The organism is Mesorhizobium sp. B2-4-7, assembly GCF_006442685.1.
Taxonomy (GTDB): Bacteria; Pseudomonadota; Alphaproteobacteria; order Rhizobiales; family Rhizobiaceae; genus Mesorhizobium.
Window position 1 is genome coordinate 670,723 of record NZ_VFVH01000001.1, and the last position, 17,022, is coordinate 687,744.

19 protein-coding genes are annotated in these 17,022 nt (G+C 63.4%); 8 read left to right on the forward strand and 11 right to left on the reverse strand.

Annotation, left to right across the window (positions count from 1 at the left end):
- Nucleotides 1–47: 47 nt before the first annotated feature.
- Together ribB and aroC are read right to left on the reverse strand one after the other, a co-directional pair.
- A complete protein-coding gene (ribB, locus tag FJ946_RS03400) occupies nucleotides 48–1,148 on the reverse strand; it encodes a 3,4-dihydroxy-2-butanone-4-phosphate synthase (protein WP_140498053.1) in 1,101 nt (366 codons plus the stop codon).
- A gap of 100 nt (nucleotides 1,149–1,248) precedes the next feature.
- Nucleotides 1,249–2,370 (reverse strand): chorismate synthase, encoded by a 1,122-nt coding sequence (aroC, locus tag FJ946_RS03405; protein ID WP_140520814.1) that lies wholly within the window; start codon nucleotides 2,368–2,370, stop codon nucleotides 1,249–1,251.
- A 182-nt stretch (nucleotides 2,371–2,552) separates the two neighbouring features.
- Here aroC and FJ946_RS03410 point away from each other — a divergent pair, with 182 nt between their 5' ends.
- A complete protein-coding gene (locus FJ946_RS03410) occupies nucleotides 2,553–2,813 on the forward strand; it encodes a DUF1344 domain-containing protein (RefSeq protein WP_140498049.1) in 261 nt (86 codons plus the stop codon).
- Nucleotides 2,814–2,917: 104 nt separating this feature from the next.
- Here FJ946_RS03410 and FJ946_RS03415 read toward each other — a convergent pair whose 3' ends face one another.
- The 4 genes from FJ946_RS03415 to FJ946_RS03430 form a co-directional block, all read right to left on the reverse strand.
- Complete coding sequence (locus FJ946_RS03415; protein ID WP_140520815.1) at nucleotides 2,918–3,505, reverse strand: histidine phosphatase family protein; 588 nt, start codon at nucleotides 3,503–3,505, stop codon at nucleotides 2,918–2,920.
- 51 nt (nucleotides 3,506–3,556) lie between these two features.
- On the reverse strand, nucleotides 3,557–4,375 hold the full coding sequence (gene fabI / locus FJ946_RS03420) for an enoyl-ACP reductase FabI (protein WP_140498045.1): 819 nt from the start codon (nucleotides 4,373–4,375) through the stop codon (nucleotides 3,557–3,559).
- Nucleotides 4,376–4,480: 105 nt separating this feature from the next.
- Entirely contained in the window at nucleotides 4,481–5,428 is a 948-nt protein-coding gene (locus FJ946_RS03425; RefSeq protein WP_140564266.1) for a DnaJ C-terminal domain-containing protein, read from the reverse strand.
- Nucleotides 5,429–5,527: 99 nt separating this feature from the next.
- The gene (locus tag FJ946_RS03430) at nucleotides 5,528–5,989 is read right to left on the reverse strand and encodes an RT0821/Lpp0805 family surface protein (RefSeq protein ID WP_140732190.1); all 462 of its coding nucleotides are present in this window, start codon (nucleotides 5,987–5,989) and stop codon (nucleotides 5,528–5,530) included.
- Nucleotides 5,990–6,029: 40 nt separating this feature from the next.
- Between FJ946_RS03430 and pdxH the strand changes: the two genes are divergently transcribed.
- Nucleotides 6,030–6,647 carry a pyridoxamine 5'-phosphate oxidase gene (gene pdxH, locus FJ946_RS03435; RefSeq protein ID WP_140564267.1) on the forward strand — a complete coding sequence of 206 codons (618 nt, stop codon included), beginning with the start codon at nucleotides 6,030–6,032 and terminating at the stop codon, nucleotides 6,645–6,647.
- A gap of 140 nt (nucleotides 6,648–6,787) precedes the next feature.
- Here pdxH and FJ946_RS03440 read toward each other — a convergent pair whose 3' ends face one another.
- A complete protein-coding gene (locus FJ946_RS03440; RefSeq protein ID WP_140498037.1) occupies nucleotides 6,788–7,537 on the reverse strand; it encodes a crotonase/enoyl-CoA hydratase family protein in 750 nt (249 codons plus the stop codon).
- 19 nt (nucleotides 7,538–7,556) lie between these two features.
- A complete protein-coding gene (locus tag FJ946_RS03445; protein WP_140564268.1) occupies nucleotides 7,557–9,326 on the reverse strand; it encodes an acyl-CoA dehydrogenase in 1,770 nt (589 codons plus the stop codon).
- A gap of 227 nt (nucleotides 9,327–9,553) precedes the next feature.
- Between FJ946_RS03445 and FJ946_RS31025 the strand changes: the two genes are divergently transcribed.
- From FJ946_RS31025 to FJ946_RS03465, 4 genes are all read left to right on the forward strand, one after another.
- Nucleotides 9,554–9,802: a hypothetical protein gene (locus FJ946_RS31025; RefSeq protein WP_140564269.1), complete on the forward strand. Its 249-nt coding sequence runs from the start codon at nucleotides 9,554–9,556 to the stop codon at nucleotides 9,800–9,802.
- 38 nt (nucleotides 9,803–9,840) lie between these two features.
- The gene (locus FJ946_RS03455; protein ID WP_140564270.1) at nucleotides 9,841–10,128 is read left to right on the forward strand and encodes a DUF1778 domain-containing protein; all 288 of its coding nucleotides are present in this window, start codon (nucleotides 9,841–9,843) and stop codon (nucleotides 10,126–10,128) included.
- Between the two features lie 8 nt (nucleotides 10,129–10,136).
- Nucleotides 10,137–10,628, forward strand: coding sequence for a GNAT family N-acetyltransferase (locus tag FJ946_RS03460; protein WP_226880376.1), 492 nt, complete (start codon nucleotides 10,137–10,139; stop codon nucleotides 10,626–10,628).
- Between the two features lie 127 nt (nucleotides 10,629–10,755).
- Nucleotides 10,756–11,871, forward strand: a complete 1,116-nt coding sequence (locus FJ946_RS03465; RefSeq protein WP_140564451.1) for a glycoside hydrolase family 25 protein — start codon at nucleotides 10,756–10,758, stop codon at nucleotides 11,869–11,871.
- A 24-nt stretch (nucleotides 11,872–11,895) separates the two neighbouring features.
- Here FJ946_RS03465 and purD read toward each other — a convergent pair whose 3' ends face one another.
- Nucleotides 11,896–13,179 carry a phosphoribosylamine--glycine ligase gene (gene purD / locus FJ946_RS03470; protein WP_140564271.1) on the reverse strand — a complete coding sequence of 428 codons (1,284 nt, stop codon included), beginning with the start codon at nucleotides 13,177–13,179 and terminating at the stop codon, nucleotides 11,896–11,898.
- A 158-nt stretch (nucleotides 13,180–13,337) separates the two neighbouring features.
- On the reverse strand, nucleotides 13,338–14,159 hold the full coding sequence (locus FJ946_RS03475) for a phytanoyl-CoA dioxygenase family protein (protein WP_140564272.1): 822 nt from the start codon (nucleotides 14,157–14,159) through the stop codon (nucleotides 13,338–13,340).
- Between the two features lie 91 nt (nucleotides 14,160–14,250).
- Between FJ946_RS03475 and FJ946_RS03480 the strand changes: the two genes are divergently transcribed.
- A complete protein-coding gene (locus FJ946_RS03480) occupies nucleotides 14,251–15,162 on the forward strand; it encodes a LysR family transcriptional regulator (protein WP_140564273.1) in 912 nt (303 codons plus the stop codon).
- Between the two features lie 68 nt (nucleotides 15,163–15,230).
- Nucleotides 15,231–16,214, forward strand: a complete 984-nt coding sequence (gene ubiA, locus FJ946_RS03485; protein ID WP_181167661.1) for a 4-hydroxybenzoate octaprenyltransferase — start codon at nucleotides 15,231–15,233, stop codon at nucleotides 16,212–16,214.
- Nucleotides 16,215–16,289: 75 nt separating this feature from the next.
- On the opposite strand, the gene FJ946_RS03490 is transcribed toward ubiA, so the two are convergent.
- Nucleotides 16,290–16,856, reverse strand: a complete 567-nt coding sequence (locus tag FJ946_RS03490; RefSeq protein WP_140498020.1) for a DUF6101 family protein — start codon at nucleotides 16,854–16,856, stop codon at nucleotides 16,290–16,292.
- Nucleotides 16,857–17,022: the final 166 nt, after the last annotated feature.

The window sequence follows — 17,022 nt, forward strand, 5'->3', positions numbered from 1 at the left end:
ATGACGCGTCCGGTTCAGCGGATCGGACGCTATTGCCGCCGTCGAACCTAGAGAATCTCGGTCTTGGCGATGTGGATGCCAAAACCTTCGAGGCCGACATAGTGGCGCTCGCGCGAGGCGATCAAATTGATCGAGGAAATGCCGAGATCCTTCAGGATCTGAGCACCGAGCCCGATCTCGCGCCATTCATTCTCGCGGCGGCGCGCCTCTTCGTGGTCCTCCCCGTCGCCGCTCGCCGGCCGGTTGCGCTCCTGGTGGGCGACACCGACCGAGCCCTCGCGCAGATAGACGATGACGCCGCGCTTGCGCTCGCCCATCGCCTTCATGATGGCGTCCAGCCGGTGGCTGGTGCCGAAGACGTCGGTCACCACGTCCTCGGAGTGCAGACGCACAGGCACCTCTTCCCCATCGCGGATGTCGCCGAAGACGACGGCGACATGATGCATGGAATCCCAGGGCAGCGTGTAGGTGAAGACTTGCGCCTTGCCGCCGAGCGTGTCGATCTCGGAGCATGCCACGCGTTCGACCAGTGTTTCCTTGCGTTGCCGATAGGCGATGAGGTCGGCGACCGAGACCTGCTTGAGGCCGTGCTCCTCGGCAAAAGCCGCGACCTGCGGGCCGCGCTTGACGGTGCCGTCATCATTGACCAGTTCCGAGATCACGCCGATCGGCGGCAGGCCGGCGAGCTTGCACAGATCGACGGCCGCCTCGGTATGGCCCGAACGCATAAGCACGCCGCCTTCGCGCGCGATGAGCGGGAAGATGTGGCCGGGGCGGACGAAATCGGAGGCGCCGACATTGCCGTTGGCGAGATTGCGCACGGTCAGCGTGCGGTCGTCAGCTGAAATGCCAGTCGTGGTGCCGTGCTTGAAATCGACGCTAACCGTGAAGGCGGTGGTGTGCGCCGAATCATTGTCGGCGACCATCGGCGCAAGGTTGAGGCGCTTGGCCTCCTCGCGCGGCATCGGCGTGCAGACGATGCCCGAAGTGTTGCGCACGATGAAGGCCATCTTTTCCGGCGTGCAATGGACGGCGGCGACGATCAGGTCGCCCTCGTTCTCGCGCCCGTCATCATCCATGACGACGACGATCTCGCCGCGCTCGAAGGCCCGGATTGCTTCGACGATCTTCTTCTGGTCGTAAGACATGGAATGCTCGCTTCGCTCGCAAGGGAGTAGGGGAATAGGGCGGTAAGGCGGTAGGGGAAAGGAAAAATTGCTCGTCTCGCGGGCAGCTTAACATACTGCCCTACTGCCCTACTGCCCTACTGCCTTCCTTGCCTGTCTGTCCTCGGTGCCGCAGATAATGGTCGGCGATTGCGCAGGCAACCATCGCCTCGCCGATCGGTACGGCGCGAATGCCCACACACGGATCATGGCGACCCTTGGTCATCACTTCGACGTCGTTGCCGTCCTTGTCGATCGACTTCCGGGGCGTCAGGATTGAAGACGTCGGCTTGACGGCGAAGCGGGCGATGATCGCCTGGCCGGTCGAGATGCCGCCAAGGATGCCGCCGGCATTGTTGGACAGGAACACCGGCTGGCCGTCATTGCCGATGCGCATCTCGTCGGCATTCTGTTCGCCGGTGATGCGGGCGGCCTCGAAGCCGTTGCCGATCTCGACGCCCTTGACGGCGTTGATCGACATCAGGCCTGATGCGATATCCTGGTCGAGCTTTGCGTAGATCGGCGCGCCGAGGCCGGCCGGAACGCCGTCGGCGACGATCTCGATCACGGCGCCGACGGAGGAACCCGCCTTGCGGATGCCGTCGAGATAGCTCGTGAAAACGGGAACGGACGCCGGATCCGGCGTGAAGAACGGATTGTCCGCGTCGCCAATGAAATTCCAGTTCCAGTTGGCGCGGTCGATCGACTTCTCACCCATCGATACCAGTGCACCGCGCACCACCATGCCCGGCACGACCTTGCGGGCGAGGGCTCCGGCGGCGACCCGAGCCGCGGTCTCGCGCGCCGAGGATCGGCCGCCGCCGCGATAGTCGCGCACGCCGTATTTGACGTCATAGGTGTAGTCCGCATGGCCCGGCCTGTACTGGCGGGCGATCTCTCCATAGTCCTTCGAGCGCTGGTCGACATTCTCGATCAGCATGGAGATCGGCGTACCTGTCGTGATCATCGTCTCGCCGTCATCGTCAAGGATGAAGCCCGACAGCACCTTCACTTCGTCAGGCTCACGGCGCTGCGTGACGAAGCGCGACTGGCCGGGCCGGCGCTTGTCGAGTTCGGCCTGGATTTCGTCACGCGTGAAGCGGATGCCGGGTGGGCAGCCGTCGACCACGCAGCCCAATGCGGCCCCATGGCTTTCGCCCCAGGTGGTGACGCGGAAAAGATGGCCGAACGTGTTGTGAGACATCGCAAAGTGCCTTGCCCGGCATCGGAGCCGACTGAAGCCTGCCTTCTATTGGCGTTTTCCACAGGGGTCAAACCGTGATCTTCGGATTTAGTTTTGACACATTCGATTGGTTTCTGCTCTGCTCCATTCGCCGTTGAGGATCCGCCGCTACCCATGCCGGCGCAATACCAAAGAGGACGATGATGCGTACCCTGATTGGCGCTGTTGCCGCCACATTCCTGCTTTGCACCGCCGCTTTCGCCGGGCAGACCGAAGGCCTGATCAAGAAGATCGACAAGGACGCGCTGACCCTGACGCTGGACGACGGCAAATCCTACAAGCTGAACGCGGAAACCGATCTCGACGCGCTGAAGCCCGGCATGGACATCGTCATCGCCTATGACGTGACCAATGGCGAAAACGTGGTCACCGATATGCAGTTGCCTGACAGCGACTCCGACTAGGCTTCCAATGCAAATCGGCTGTTCGGCGTTTGTTGAGCCGTTACAGCCGTTTTATGCACCTGCGCCGGCGGCCTGCATGAGCCTTCCTGGATCGTGCCGGGTGCCTAAAGCCATCCCAAGGTGTCGCCTTCCAGCTTGAGCACGCGGTCCTGCGGTATCGCCAGCTTCGCCGCATCGTCCTCGGCCATGTCAAGCACGAAGCGAAACAAGGTGCGCATGACGCCGCCATGCGTCACGCAGACTGTCTGGCGCTCGAGCGCGTCGAACCACGGCTTTACCCGTTCGAGCAGCATCTGGTAGCTCTCGGCATCTTTGCCCGGCGGCTGAAAGTTCCATTTGTCCAGCGCACGCGTCCTGCTCGCACCCGGAAATTGCGTCTCCAGCTCGGCAAAGGTGAAACCCTGCCAGTCGCCGAAATTCACTTCAACAAGGCGGGGATCGGTCCCATAGGCAGCGGGGTCGAGTTTCATGGCGGCGCGAATGCGCTCCATGGTCTCGCGCGTGCGCCGCATCGGGCTGGCGACGAAATCGAACTCTGCGGGATTGGAGATCAGGTCAGCCAGCCGATGCCCATTTGCGCTCGCCTGCTCGCGGCCGAGCGCATTGATGTCGGTATCGGCCTGCCCCTGAAGCCGGAATTCGGCATTCCACGCGGTCTGGCCGTGGCGCACGATATAAACCAGCGGGTACATCAGGTCTTCCGGAGGTCGGGCCAGGGCCTGGGCGGAGGATAGGCGGAGGAGTTAATCCTTGACTGTCGAAATGTCAGGTGCGTCGACCGCCTTCATGCCGACGACGTGATAGCCGGAATCGACATGATGCACTTCGCCGGTGACGCCGCGCGACAGGTCGGACAGGAAATAGACGCCGGAATCGCCGACCTCTTCCTGCGTGACCGTCTGCTTCAGCGGCGAATTGTACTCGTTCCACTTCAGGATGTAGCGGAAGTCACCGATTCCGGAAGCGGCCAGCGTCTTGATCGGGCCCGCCGAGATCGCGTTGACGCGGATCTTCTTGGCGCCGAGATCGACGGCGAGGTAACGCACGCTGGCCTCGAGTGCGGCCTTGGCGACGCCCATGACGTTGTAATGCGGCATCACCTTTTCGGCGCCGTAATAGGTCAGCGTCAAAAGCGAACCGCCATCGGTCATCAGCGCCTCGGCGCGCTTGGCGATGGTGGTGAAGGAATAGACCGAAATGTCCATCGTGCGCAGGAAATTATCGCGCGTCGTCTCGACATAGCGGCCGGTCAGTTCGTCCTTGTCGGAAAAAGCGATGGCATGGACGAGGAAGTCGAGCTTGCCCCAATGATTGGCGACATTTGCGAAAACCTCGTCGAGGCTCGCCGGATCAGTTACATCGCAATGGCCGGCGACAAAGGCGCCGAGTTCCGCAGCCAGTGGCTCGACCCGCTTCTTGAACGCTTCACCCTGATAGGTCAGCGCGATCTCGGCGCCGTGGTCGACGCATGCCTTGGCGATGCCGTAGGCGATCGACCTGTTGTTGGCGACGCCGAGGATCAGGCCGCGTTTGCCGGCCATCAGGCCCTGTCCACCCGCCATATGCGTGCTCTCCGCAAGATTTCTTACTTGTGGAGAGCCCTATCGCACAGGCACAGAGCCCCTTCAAGCGCTCAAACGGGACAGTTCGGGGACAAGAGCCGCCAATCAGCCTTTTTGGCTGCGCAACAGCCCTTCGAGCGCGCTGTCGCCGCCTTCTGGCAGCATGATGCGCACATGGGCGTAGAGATCACCGTGGCCGCCGGCCTTTTCCGGCAGGCCCCTGCCCTTCAGGCGCAGGACCTTGTCCGAGCTCGACCAGGCGGGAACGTTGACCGCGAGCTTGCCGGTCGGCGTTTCTACGGCCACCTTGGCGCCAAGCACGGCATCGGCCAGCCCCACCGGCAAATCGGCATGCAGGTCGCGGCCCTCCAGGCGGTAGCGCGGATGCCGGCGGAAGCGGATCTTGACCAACGCGTCGCCGGGCTGGCCCGGCCCTTGCTCGCCCTGCCCCTTCAGCCGGATGGTCTGCCCGTCCTCGACATAGGCCGGCAGCTTGACCGCCACCTTGCGGCCGTCAGGGAACATCGCCGTGACCTTTTCAGCGTTCGCCGCTTCCTCGATGGTAACGTCGAGCGTGACATTGAGGTCGGCGGCGGTTGCCGGCTGGCGGCGGTCACCCATTCCTGCCCCGCTTTGGCCGGGGCCGCGCGAGCCGGAGAAGACGTCGCCAAAAATCTGGCTGAAGATATCGCTGTTGCCATCGAACGGATCGCCGCCAGGGCGTCCGGAGCGGAACTCGAATCGCGAACCGCCAGCTCCCTGCTGCTGGCGGCGAAAACCGCCGAAGGGGTCACCGCCACCGGGGGCGCCCTCGAAGCCCTGGAAACGCGGCTTGCCGTCGGCGTCGATCTCGCCGCGATCGAAAGCGGCACGGGTCTTCTCGTCGCCGACGATCTCATAGGCCTGATTGGCCGCGGCAAAACGGTCCTTCGCCTTGGGATCATTCGGATTCTGGTCCGGATGATGCTTCTTGGCGAGTTTGCGGTACGCCGATTTTATGTCCTTGGCCGATGCGTTCTTTGCAACGCCCAGCACCTCATAGGGGTCGCGCATGCTTCCTGCCCTGGAGAAAGAGTGAGTCCATAGTCGCCTCTTATATGCGCTCGCATAGGAAGAAATTCCAGTGCTGCACGTTATTTCAGAGGTGGAAGATCAAAGCGCCCTGAAGTCCTGCATGCGCCAGCCGCCGGCGCTGGCCAGGCAAAGTTCGCCCGCGAACATGGCAACGCCGTCAAAGCTTTCGCGCGAAGCCTTGAAGCGGCGGCAGGTCTGACCCCCGTCCTTCAATTCCGCCAGTTCGGTGATGGAGCCGCGCGAACCCGTACCGGCATTGGCCCACGGCACGTCTTGACCGCCGAGCTGCTCGATGTCGGCGGAGGACACCGCGTTGCCGATCGTCGTCTGGTCGGAATCGCGGTCCGAATCGGCCGACGCGGCTGGAGCCGAAATGCTGCCGGTCAGGATCGAGCGATCGACCTCGGCTTTTTGCAGGCTGAAGCCGCCCGCGCCACATGCGGCAAGCGGCAAGGCAATCATCACGATCGCGGCTTTGGCGCTGGCTGAAGCAAATAGGCTGCCTTGCCTGCTGTCAAAAGCTTGCGCGATACGCGACAATCGGCAACCTCCCCTGTTTGATGAAAATTTGAGAAAAACTATGAGTGAGACTGAGTTAACAAGCGGTGACTTTACCGAGGCCGCCGAGCCGTTTCGCCTTTTTGCCGCATGGCTGGACGACGCCACCAAAAGCGAAATGAACGACCCCAACGGCGTGGCGTTGGCAACCGTCGATGCCGAGGGCATGCCGGATGTGCGGATGGTGCTGCTCAAGGGGTTCGATGAGAGCGGCTTTGTGTTCTACACGAATTTCGAAAGCGCCAAGGGCCGGGAGATCCTAAGCAGCATGAAGGCGGCGATGTGCTTCCACTGGAAATCGCTGCGCCGCCAGGTGCGCGTGCGCGGGCCGGTGGAGATCGTCAGCGATGCCGAAGCCGACGCCTATTACGCGACACGGCCGCGCGGCAGCCGCATCGGCGCCTGGGCCTCGAAACAGTCGCGGCCGCTGGAAAGCCGGTTCGCGCTGGAAAAGGCGGTGGCCGAATACACGGCCCGCTACGCCATCGGCGAGATTCCGCGCCCAAAACACTGGTCGGGTTTCCGCATCGTGCCGAAGACGATCGAGTTCTGGCACGACAGACCGTTTCGGCTGCATGACCGCGTGGTGTTTTCGCGCAATGCCGGGGGCGGTTGGGAGAAGACGCGGCTTTATCCCTGAGTTTGTAAACTAGCGCCGACATCCTCACTGCGCCTAGCCCGGGCTGGCCAGTGGCGACCGAGGCACGCGGGATAGGTCGGCGCTCCACCCCACCCGACCCTGCGGGCCGACCTCCCCATCTAAGGGAGGCGGGGGCCGAACTATTTTTTTCTGGTCATGAATGCCGTCAGTGCAGCGCGGGCTTCGTCCGATTTCAGCCGCTCGCGAAAATGCTCGCTTTCCACGTTGATGCGGGCGACGAGGTCCTCGCGAGAGCCGCGCATCAGGTCGCGCGCGATCCTGAGCGCCTGCGGCGGCTTGGCGGCGATCTGGCCGGCGGCCGCCAGAACCGACGCCTCCAGCGCTCCTTCCTCGACAACTTCGTAGATCAGACCAGCGGCCTTGGCGCGTTCGGCCGAGAAGCCTTCGCCAAGGCCGAGCAGCGCGAACGCGCCCTGCTGGCCCAGGATGCGCGGCGCCAGCAGGCTCGATCCCGCTTCGGGCACAAGGCCGAGGTCGACGAAGGGTGTCCTGAACACGGTGCGCGGCGTGGCGAAGGTCAGGTCGCAGTGCAAATTGAGCGTGGTGCCGATGCCGACCGCGATGCCGTCGACACCGGAGACGATGGGTTTTTCGACCCTGGCCAGCGCCATCAGGAAATCCCAGACTTCCGTGCCGCCTTCGCCGCCAGTGGCGACGACCATGAAATCGGCGAGGTCGTTGCCGGAGGAGAAGGCACCGGGCACGCCGAGAAAGACATGGACGCGAATTGCCGGATCCGCATCCCCTTCGGCCAAGGTTTGCGACATCTTGGCGTACATGGCGCGCGTCAGCGCGTTCTTCTTGTCCGGGCGGTTTATGCGGATGATCTGCATGGCGCCCTGGCGCTCGACGAGGATATGGTCTGTCACGGTTCTTTCCTTGTGAACGTCAGGCGGAAATCAATGTCCTGCCGGCAGCGGCGAGGCTTGCGGCGCCGTCGACAACGCGCTCCTTCAAGGCACTTGTCTCGCCGAGCAGGTTTTCGGCGAAAAAGCGGCAAAGGGCGACGCGGCCGTGATCGGCAAGGGCGCCCCGCGCCAAGTAGGCGCCGCCGGCTGCAAGCGAGACCAGCCGGAGATAGGGTGTCGCGCCGGCAAGCGCCTCGCCAGTCCGGCCATCGGCCGACAGTCTTTGCAGGAAACATGTCGCTTGCGTCAGATCGTCGAGCCCGCGGTCGAGAGCATCGGCCGTATGGCCAAACCCTTCGAGATTCGATGTCCGCACGGCGCTGGCGACAGCGGCAAGCTCGGCGATGAAGCCGTGCACATGCTCGCCGCCGCCGAGCGGCAGTTTTCGGGTCACCAGATCGATCGCCTGGATGCCGTTGGTGCCCTCGTAGATCGGCGCGATGCGGGCGTCGCGATAGAGTGCCGCAGCCCCCGTCTCCTCGATGAAACCCATGCCGCCATGGACCTGGACGCCAAGCGAGGCGACCTCGACGCCGATATCGGTCGAAAAAGCCTTGGCAAGCGGCGTCAACAGGTTGGCCCGGTCGCGCCAATGCGCCGCCTGGTCACCAGACGATACGCGCGCCAGGTCGATGGCATGGGCACAGGAATAGCTGATCGCCCGCGCGATCTGCGTCAGCGCCTTCATGGTCAGGAGATTGCGCTGCACGTCGGGGTGATGGACGATCGGCGCCATGCCGGCGCCGGCGTAATCCGCCGCCTTGCCCTGGCGGCGCTCATTGGCATAGGCGATCGCCTTCTGGGTCGCGGCTTCCGCGACCGCCACGCCCTGCATCCCGACGGCGAGGCGGGCATTGTTCATCATGGTGAACATGCAGGCCAGCCCCTTGTTCTCCTCGCCGATCAGCCATCCGATGGCGCCGGGCTTGGCGCCCTGAAAACCGTCGCCATAGATCATGGTGCAGGTCGGCGAGGCATGGATGCCGAGCTTGTGCTCGAGGCCCGAACAGAAGACGTCGTTGCGTGCGCCAGGCGAGCCGTCCGCGCCGACCAGGAATTTCGGCACCAGGAAGAGCGAGATGCCGCGCGTGCCCGCAGGCGCGTCAGGCAGCCGCGCCAGTACCAGATGGACGATATTGTCGGTGAGATCATGCTCGCCATAGGTGATGAATATCTTCTGGCCGAAGATGCGGTAGGTGCCGTCGCGGGCCGGTTCGGCGCGCGTGCGCAAGGCAGCGAGGTCCGAGCCGGCCTGCGGCTCAGTCAGATTCATCGTGCCCATCCACTCGCCGGAGACGAGCTTTGCGAGATACTTGGCCTTGAGCTCTTCCGAAGCGTGCTTGTCGAGCGCCTCGACCGCACCCATGGTCAGCGTCGGGCCAATGCCGAAGGCCATGGCGGCGGAATTCCACATTTCGAGCGCGGCGACGCCGAGCATGGTCGGAAGCGCCTGCCCGCCATATCCTTCCGGGCCGGAGAGCGCGTTCCAGCCGCCGTCGATCCAGCGGCGATAAAGTTCCTTCCAGCCCGGCGGCATGGTCACTGCCGCGTCCTTCAGCACCGCGCCGTGCTCGTCGCCGATCTTGTAGAGCGGAGCGACCTCTTCGGTGGCGAAGCGGCCGGCCTCGCTAAGAACGGCGTCGACGAGATCCTCGCCGAGATCGCCGAACGTGCCGTCATCGAGGGCAGGCTTCAGGCCGGCCACATGCTTGAGGGTGAACGCGATGTCCTCGACCGGTGCCAGATACATGCCGCTCGCTCCTCCTGATGCATCGGCCAGGCTGATCCTAGGATCTGAGTGGGACCTGCTTGCCACACACCGTATTCGCCTTTGGGCGATCGCCCATCTTCTTTTTACGTAAACGTCAAATTTTGTCACGCTGATTTTGCAATCGCGCCGGCTCGTATTAAATGCGATGGACGCCCGGTCAAAATCGACCGGCAACAGACCAGAACCAGCCGACTGGAAACCAACTCATGCTTGCCAGACCTGACGCCTACCGTTGTATCGAGTGCGGCCTGCCCTACCGGGCGGCGGGGTTCTCATACTATCACGGTGAATTGGAAAACGGCGCCGCCTATTGGTCGGATCGCGGTATATTGTGCTCGCCGAAATGCTCGCTCGCCCATCATCGCAAACGCGCGGCCGAAGGCACGTTGCCGCAACAGCCCGGGCCGGATCCGTTTGAAATTCAGCCATTCGGCCGCGCTGACCGTCGCACTTGATATGTATTCCCGTACATACCGTGCTAGAGGTGATCGAAATGACAAACCAACTGACCCGTACCTCCCGTCTCGAAGCTCGGATATCCCCGGATATGCTGAGTGTGGTGAAACGTGCCGCCGAAATCCAGGGCCGCAGCGTCAGCGACTTCGTGGTCTCCGCAGCGCAGGAAGCTGCACAACGCACCATTGAGGAGATCGCTATCATCCGCCTGTCCATCGAGGATCAGCTCGCTCTGGTAGAGGCCATTCTCAATCCGCCCGAACCTAATGAAGCGCTGCGCAAAGCCGCCGACGCCTACAAGCGAGTTGTCGTCGAATCCCGGTGAGTCTAGGCTTGATCATCGAGCCGCTGGGCGGATCGTATGATCGTAAGGCATTCAGCTGTGGCGTGCTGGCACTCGACCAATATCTACACGAGCTGGCAAGCCAGGACGTCAAACGCCGAGTTAGAAACTGCTTTGTCGCCGCGGACCGTGATGTCGATCTCATTGCCGGATACTACACTCTTGCAGCGTCAAGTGTGCCCATCACTTCTCTGCCGGAAGACCTGACAAGACGCCTACCGCGTTACCCGGTCCTGCCCGCCATATTGATCGGAAGGTTGGCAGTCGATACCCGATATCAGGGACAAAGAGTAGGATCGATACTGATCGTGGATGCACTTCGGCGCTGCGCCCAAGCTGCTCCTGCTTCCTTCGCACTGATCGTCGACGCAAAGGACGACAAGGCCGCCGCCTTCTATTGCAAATATGGTTTCAGGCCATTTCAAGACCGGCGGTTGTCGCTGTTCCTATCGGTAGCGACGGCATTGAAGCTGTTCGGCTGACGGACCGCATTGCCTTGAAAGCGAATCCTTAACCATAGCGGTCCAGGATTTGCCTTTGATCAACGGGGATTCCTGTTTGAAGAGAACGGCGCATCTTCTTCGCCGCCCAGCGATCGCTCTCGCGGCGATGATGGCGCTGACACCGGCGGCAAGGGCCTCGGATTTCTCCGAGCCGTGGAAAAGTGCCGACCGGGCGCTTGTCGTCGATGCCTACGAATACAATTCCATCGACTGGGCGCAGCTTGCCACGGACAAGCGCGTCGTCGGCTTCATCAACAAAGCCTCCGACGGCATGTCGCCGCCCTATTCCTGCTCCGGAGACGATACCGAGGTCAAACTCTGCAAGGCACTGTGGAAACGCCATGCGGTGACGCGCGAACTGTTCCAGACGCGCAAGGTGGTCGCCAAGGCGCTCGGCCTGAAATGGGGCGCCTATCACCTCGCCCGCCCCGGCAATCCAGTCGAGCAGGCCAATAATTTCCTTGATTTCGCTGATCCCGCGCCGGACGACCTCATGGCCCTCGACATCGAAGGCATCGATCCCGCGCAATGGATGTCGCTCGACGACGCCGAGGCGTTCGTGCGCCAGGTGCATCGGCGCATCGGCCGCTTCCCGGTACTCTACACCAATGGCAAGACCGCCCAGTATATCGCCGACAACAGCTACAAATACCGGCTGCTGTCGCGGCTGCCGCTCTGGTACGCGCGCTACAAGCCTGACATCGACGTGCATTTTCCCATCGGCAACTGGCAAGGCTATGCGCTCTGGCAGTTTTCGGCCCAGGCCAATTGCGGCCGCTTCCGTTGCCCCTACAGGGTAGCCGGGACGCCGGACGACATCGACGTCAACGTCGCGCCGACAAATGCCGCCACGCTGCGCCAGCAATGGCCGTTCGGCGGGCTGATCGACGTGCCGGCGGATTATCTCGCCAGCGTACCGGTGCCGCTCTCGCGCGAAGCCGCTTTGGCCGGCAAGACCACCCTCATCTACGCCGATGTGGCGACGCCGCCGAGTTTCGGGGAAATGGTCGCGGTGCTTGGTTCGCGCTGGTCGAAATTCCGCGACGGGTTCCGCATGCCTGTCGTGAAGACGGTGCCGCGGCGGCCGATCTTCGGCATCGTCCAATATGTCGCCTGGAAGCGCACCGGGCAGCGCACTCCAGCGCAACTCGAAGCCGCCTTCGCTGCGGCGGCGGACCCGGTGAGCACCGCTTCTACCGAACTCGACCGGGGCAAACGCTGAAAGCGCGCGACCGGATGCTTGCGGTCAGCTTGCTCCTGCCGCTTCGCGCGCCACGGCCTGCCAGCCAATGTCGCGGCGGCAGAAGCCCTGCGGCCAGTCGATACGGTCGAGCGCGGCATAGGCCTTCTCCTGCGCCTCGCCGACAGTCGCGCCGACCGCGGTGACGTTCAAGACGCGACCGCCATTGGCGACCAGCGCACCGCCATTGATGGCGGTGCCGGCATGGAAAATCTGGGCGCCCTGGCTGGCAGCCTCATCGAGCCCGCGAATGACCGAGCCTTTTTCGGGCGTCCCGGGATAGCCCCTCGCGGCCATGACGACGGTCAGTGCCGCCTCGTCGCTCCAGCGCGCCGATATGTGCGCGAGCTGGCCATCGACGGCGGCATTGAGCAGCACCAGCAGGTCGTCCTTCAGCCGCATCATCAGCACCTGGCATTCGGGGTCGCCGAAGCGGGTGTTGTATTCGATCAGCTTCGGCCCTTCGTCCGTTATCATCAGCCCGGCGAAGAGAATGCCGGCGAAGGATGCACCCGTTAAAGCCATGCCACGCATGGTCGGTTCGATGATCTCGCGCATGGTGCGCTCTACCATCTGCGGCGTCATTACCGGGGCCGGCGAATAGGCGCCCATGCCGCCGGTGTTGGGGCCGACATCACCGTCGCCGACGCGTTTGTGATCCTGCGCGGTGCCGAAGGGCAGTGCTGTAGTGCCGTCGCACAGGCAGAAGAAGCTGGCCTCCTCGCCGGTCAGAAACTCCTCGATCACCACTTCCGCGCCGGCCGTGCCGAAAGAGCCGTCGAAACAGGCGTCGAGCGCGGCCAGCGCCTCATCCATCGTCATTGCGACCGTGACGCCCTTGCCCGCGGCAAGGCCATCGGCCTTGATGACAATCGGCGTGCCCATCTTCTCGACATAGGCCTTGGCCGATGCCAGGTCTGAGAAACGGCCATAGGTGGCGGTGGGGATGTCATATCTGGCGCAGAGATCCTTGGTGAAGCCCTTCGATCCTTCGAGCCGCGCCGCCGCACGCGACGGGCCAAAGACGCGGATGCCCCAGCCACGCAGATCGTCTGATATGCCGGCGACCAGCGGCCCTTCCGGCCCAACCACGACGAGGTCGATCTGCTTGTCCTTGCAGAAGGCGGCGACAGCGGAATGATCGGCGATGTCGAGCTTGACCAGCTCCGCCTCGCGGCCGATGCCAGGATTGCCGGGCGCAGCATAGAGCTTGGTCAGCAACGGCGACGCGGCGATCTTCCAGGCGAGCGCATGTTCGCGGCCGCCGGAGCCGAGAAGAAGAACGTTCATGGCCACCTCTTGATGCCTGTAATCTTCCAAAGAACCCGCTATTGCTCTCTGGACGACGGGTCAAGGCATCCGGGCGATTTGGTCGAAATTGCGCACGGGAACGTTACCCCTGCCAGAAAATCGGCGGCGTCCTCCGCCGCCGATTTCGGGCAAGCGCCTCAGCTCTGGAAGACGATCGGGAACCAGTCCTCGCGCAGCTTCTGCCCCGGCTGCATGCCATGGCCATGATAGGGCGGCGAGGTGCGCCCCGGCCGTTCGACATAATGGGCATCGTCGCCGACCCAGCGCAGCGATAGCGCCCGCCGCCGCGCCGCAGTGAGGTTGCCGCGTGCGCCATGCGCTGTCCTGAAATCGAACAGGATAGCATCGCCCGGCTCCATTTCCCATTCAAGCACCTCCAGCGAGGGGTCCGTGTCTGGATCCGGCACCGGCAGGTAGTCGCCCTCGTCGGCATAGAAATTGCTGTCGTCGAGCCAACGCACCGGCAGGATCATCTTGTCCCATTTGTGCGAGCCGGCAATCAGCCGCAGCGTTGCCTCCTTTACAGGGTCGATAGGGATCCAGAAGCTCACCGTCTGCCGGCCGTCGACGAAGTAGTAAGGGATATCCTGATGCCAGGGCGTCGGCTTCTGGGTGCCCGGTTCCTTGACAAGGACATGATCGTGGAAGAACTGCGCCGTGCGCGACCGCATCACCGCGGCCGCCAGTTCGGCCGCCGGCGATTCGCGGACCAGCTTGACGAATTCGGGAATGCGTTCCCAGTTGCAGTAGTCGTCGAAGAAGCTGCCTCGCCCATTGGCGATATCCGACGCGGTGGCGCTGCGGTTTTGCATGTTCCGCTCGATGCCGGCGGCAATCGTATCTACCCAGTCCTTGAAAGCGCCGCGGATGCAGACGGCGCCGTCGCGCTGGTAATCCTCAATCGACTTCGCATCGATCAAGCCTGTGTCGATCGCGCGAGGTGCGGTCTGGGAAGCCATGGCATTCTCCTTTCAGGGATCGATGCCACTATCGCAAGCCTCTTTCATTCAGTAAAATAATAACTTCTCATCTGTCACATAGTGCCACTCTATGAGTCTGACCCTAACGCAGCTGCGCTATCTGGTTGCCGTCGCTCGCCACGGCAGCGTTACCGGCGCGGCCAGGGCGCTGAACGTCTCACAGCCGTCCATTTCGGTGGCGATCGACGCGGTCGAACAGGATTTCGGCCAGAAACTCTTCGTGCGCCAGCGCGGAAGCGGCGTTTCGCTGACATCCTTCGGCCGCGCCGTGGTGGCCAAGGCGAAACAGGTCCTTGCCGAGACGGACGAGCTCATCGGTCTCGGCTCGCGCAAGTCGGCGCTCGGGGGCGAACTGGTGCTCGGATGCTTCGAAGATCTGGCGCCTTATTTCGCGCCGGCCCTGATCCGCGCCTTCTCGGAACGCCATCCTGAGGTTGCAGTGATCGTGCGCGACGAGACCTTCGAGACGCTCGGGCGGCGCCTCGGCGATGCCGCCGTCGACCTCGGGCTCACCTATGATCTTGGGCTGCCTTCGCATTTCGCCCGCATCCTGCTGCATGAGCTCAGGCCGCACGCGCTTTTGCCGGCTGGACACGCGCTGGCGGATCGTCCCGATGTCAGCCTGGCCGATCTGGCCGCCTATCCGCTGATCACGACGGACCAGCCGCATAGCTGGCAGCACATGCTGGACCTGTTCCGCAGCCGTGGCCTGTCGCCGGTCGCCGACAGGCAGACAAGCTCGTTCGAACTCCAGCGCAGCATGGTGGCCAACGGCTTCGGCGTCGCCGTCAGCTACACGAGGCCGCATGGCGACCGCAGCTATGACGGCTTGCCTCTCGTCTGCAAACCGCTTTCCGATCCGCTGCCCATGCAGCGCATCATCCTCACCCATGACACGCATCAGCGCCTGCCCAATGCCGTGCTGGCCTTCATCGACGTGGCAAAGGGCTGGTTCTCCACCCGCGACATCTTCGCCTCCTGAAGCGCTGACGAATGCCACTGCCCTGCTCGCCGCTTGACGGTTTGCGCGGCTGCTGCCACTCCATCGTCATGGAAACGGTTCAGTCGAAAGCAGCCCAGGGCCGCGTCGCCGACGCGCCGAACGGCCATTGGGTCTACCGCGTGCTGCCGCGGCCGATATGGCCCTACGCACAGCTTGCCCGATGGGACCGGCCGATCGGCTGGCAGTTGCTTTTGTGGCCGTGCTGGTGGTCCGCGGCTCTCGCGGCCAGCGCCTACCCGCGCCCGGGCGATCCGCTGCTTTCACTGCTGCCGGCGCCCTTGTATCTCGTGCTGTTCCTGGCCGGCGCCATCGCCATGCGCGGCGCCGGCTGCACCTACAACGACTTGGCTGACGAAGACATCGACAATCAGGTCGAGCGCACGCGCTCGCGGCCGCTTCCGTCGGGCAAGGTCACGCGGCGTGGGGCGTGGCTGTTTGTCATCCTGCAGGCACTGGTCGGACTTGCCGTGCTCTTGCAGTTCAACAGCTTCGCCGTCCTGCTCGGCGTCTGCTCGCTGGCCATTGTCGCCATCTATCCATTCATGAAGCGGATCACCAACTGGCCGCAACTGGTTCTCGGCCTTGCCTTTTCCTGGGGCGCGCTGATGGGATGGGCGGTTGAGTTCGGCGACCTCGACGGGCCGGCCGTCATGCTCTATCTCGGCTCGATCCTGTGGGTGATCGGCTACGACACGATCTATGCGCACCAGGACAAGGAAGACGACGCCATCGTCGGCGTACGCTCGACCGCGCGCCTGTTCGGCGACAATACCAAGTCGTGGCTGGCCGGGCTTTACGGCGGCGCGCTTGTCTGCTTCGCCATCGCCTTCGCGTCAGCGCAGGCCCCTGTCGTGGCTCTGGCCGGACTTATCGCCGCCGGCGCCCACATGGCGCGGCAGATCCTGGTGCTGGATATCGACAATCCGGATCAATGCCTGCGGCTGTTCAGGTCGAACAGCCAGGTCGGCTGGCTGATCTTCCTCGGCCTCATCGGCGGCGCGCTGTGGGTGGCGCTGAAGCCACTGGTGTAGTTTTCTTTTCCTTCTCCCCGTTTACGGAGAGAAGGTGGCGCCAGCCGGCGCCAGCCTTCCAGACAGAATTTCAGCCTATTCGCGCGCAATGATCTCCTCGCCGCCGATCACCAGCCTGAGACCGAGGTCACCCGCCCTGCGGCGGGCGAGGAAGCGCGGGCGGCGCATGGTCGAAACGCGGCCCTTGCGGCGGTCCTGCGGCGGCAGCGTCTTGATGGCGGCGCCGAGCGATTCCTCCAGCGTGCGGGCGATGCCGTCCGATTCGATCAACAGCATCGGCAGGCGATAGGCGTCGGCCCAGGCGCGCCAGTCGGCGGCGACATCGTCGAGATCGTCTGCCACCAGCAGCGGCACCGAAAGCATCGGATCATTGTGCAGGAGTTCCAAAGTCACCGTGACGTTACCTTCCGGGTCCTCCATCGCGCGGGCGGCAACACCCCGGAACGCATTGGCGGGCAGAGCTATGATCGCCGGTACGCCGCTCATCTCGAGCAGGCGGCGGATCACGGCGCCACGGTGGTCGATGGTGAAGGTCACGTCGCCATAGTCGTCGCGCGTGGCGTAGCTTACCACCTGCGGCAGGCGGAATGGGTCGAGGCGCATGTTGCGTCCCGCCCAGACTGGCTTCAGTCCAGTGTTCATTGAATGCCTTCCTGTTTCTCCTGAGAGCCGGTGTCCGGTTCTCTCCGGGCCAGTTTTCCCGGCCTCGTTATGGGGAAACAGTAGCGCGGCCTCCTTACCGCCGCGCTTAAGAAAGTCGGTTAAATTTTGCTGATCACAGGGATGGTTATCGGAATGCGACCGAGCG

Bases quoted from the DNA above. Each gene is read 5' to 3' on its own strand.
- ribB (WP_140498053.1), bottom strand. From the start codon at position 1,148: ATGTCTTACGACCAGAAGAAGATCGTCGAAGCAATCCGGGCCTTCGAG.
- aroC (WP_140520814.1), bottom strand. From the start codon at position 2,370: ATGTCTCACAACACGTTCGGCCATCTTTTCCGCGTCACCACCTGGGGC.
- FJ946_RS03410 (WP_140498049.1), top strand. From the start codon at position 2,553: ATGCGTACCCTGATTGGCGCTGTTGCCGCCACATTCCTGCTTTGCACC.
- FJ946_RS03415 (WP_140520815.1), bottom strand. From the start codon at position 3,505: ATGTACCCGCTGGTTTATATCGTGCGCCACGGCCAGACCGCGTGGAAT.
- fabI (WP_140498045.1), bottom strand. From the start codon at position 4,375: ATGGCGGGTGGACAGGGCCTGATGGCCGGCAAACGCGGCCTGATCCTC.
- FJ946_RS03425 (WP_140564266.1), bottom strand. From the start codon at position 5,428: ATGCGCGACCCCTATGAGGTGCTGGGCGTTGCAAAGAACGCATCGGCC.
- pdxH (WP_140564267.1), top strand. From the start codon at position 6,030: ATGAGTGAGACTGAGTTAACAAGCGGTGACTTTACCGAGGCCGCCGAG.
- FJ946_RS03445 (WP_140564268.1), bottom strand. From the start codon at position 9,326: ATGTATCTGGCACCGGTCGAGGACATCGCGTTCACCCTCAAGCATGTG.
- FJ946_RS31025 (WP_140564269.1), top strand. From the start codon at position 9,554: ATGCTTGCCAGACCTGACGCCTACCGTTGTATCGAGTGCGGCCTGCCC.
- FJ946_RS03455 (WP_140564270.1), top strand. From the start codon at position 9,841: ATGACAAACCAACTGACCCGTACCTCCCGTCTCGAAGCTCGGATATCC.
- FJ946_RS03465 (WP_140564451.1), top strand. From the start codon at position 10,756: ATGATGGCGCTGACACCGGCGGCAAGGGCCTCGGATTTCTCCGAGCCG.
- purD (WP_140564271.1), bottom strand. From the start codon at position 13,179: ATGAACGTTCTTCTTCTCGGCTCCGGCGGCCGCGAACATGCGCTCGCC.
- FJ946_RS03475 (WP_140564272.1), bottom strand. From the start codon at position 14,159: ATGGCTTCCCAGACCGCACCTCGCGCGATCGACACAGGCTTGATCGAT.
- FJ946_RS03480 (WP_140564273.1), top strand. From the start codon at position 14,251: ATGAGTCTGACCCTAACGCAGCTGCGCTATCTGGTTGCCGTCGCTCGC.
- ubiA (WP_181167661.1), top strand. From the start codon at position 15,231: ATGGAAACGGTTCAGTCGAAAGCAGCCCAGGGCCGCGTCGCCGACGCG.
- FJ946_RS03490 (WP_140498020.1), bottom strand. From the start codon at position 16,856: ATGAACACTGGACTGAAGCCAGTCTGGGCGGGACGCAACATGCGCCTC.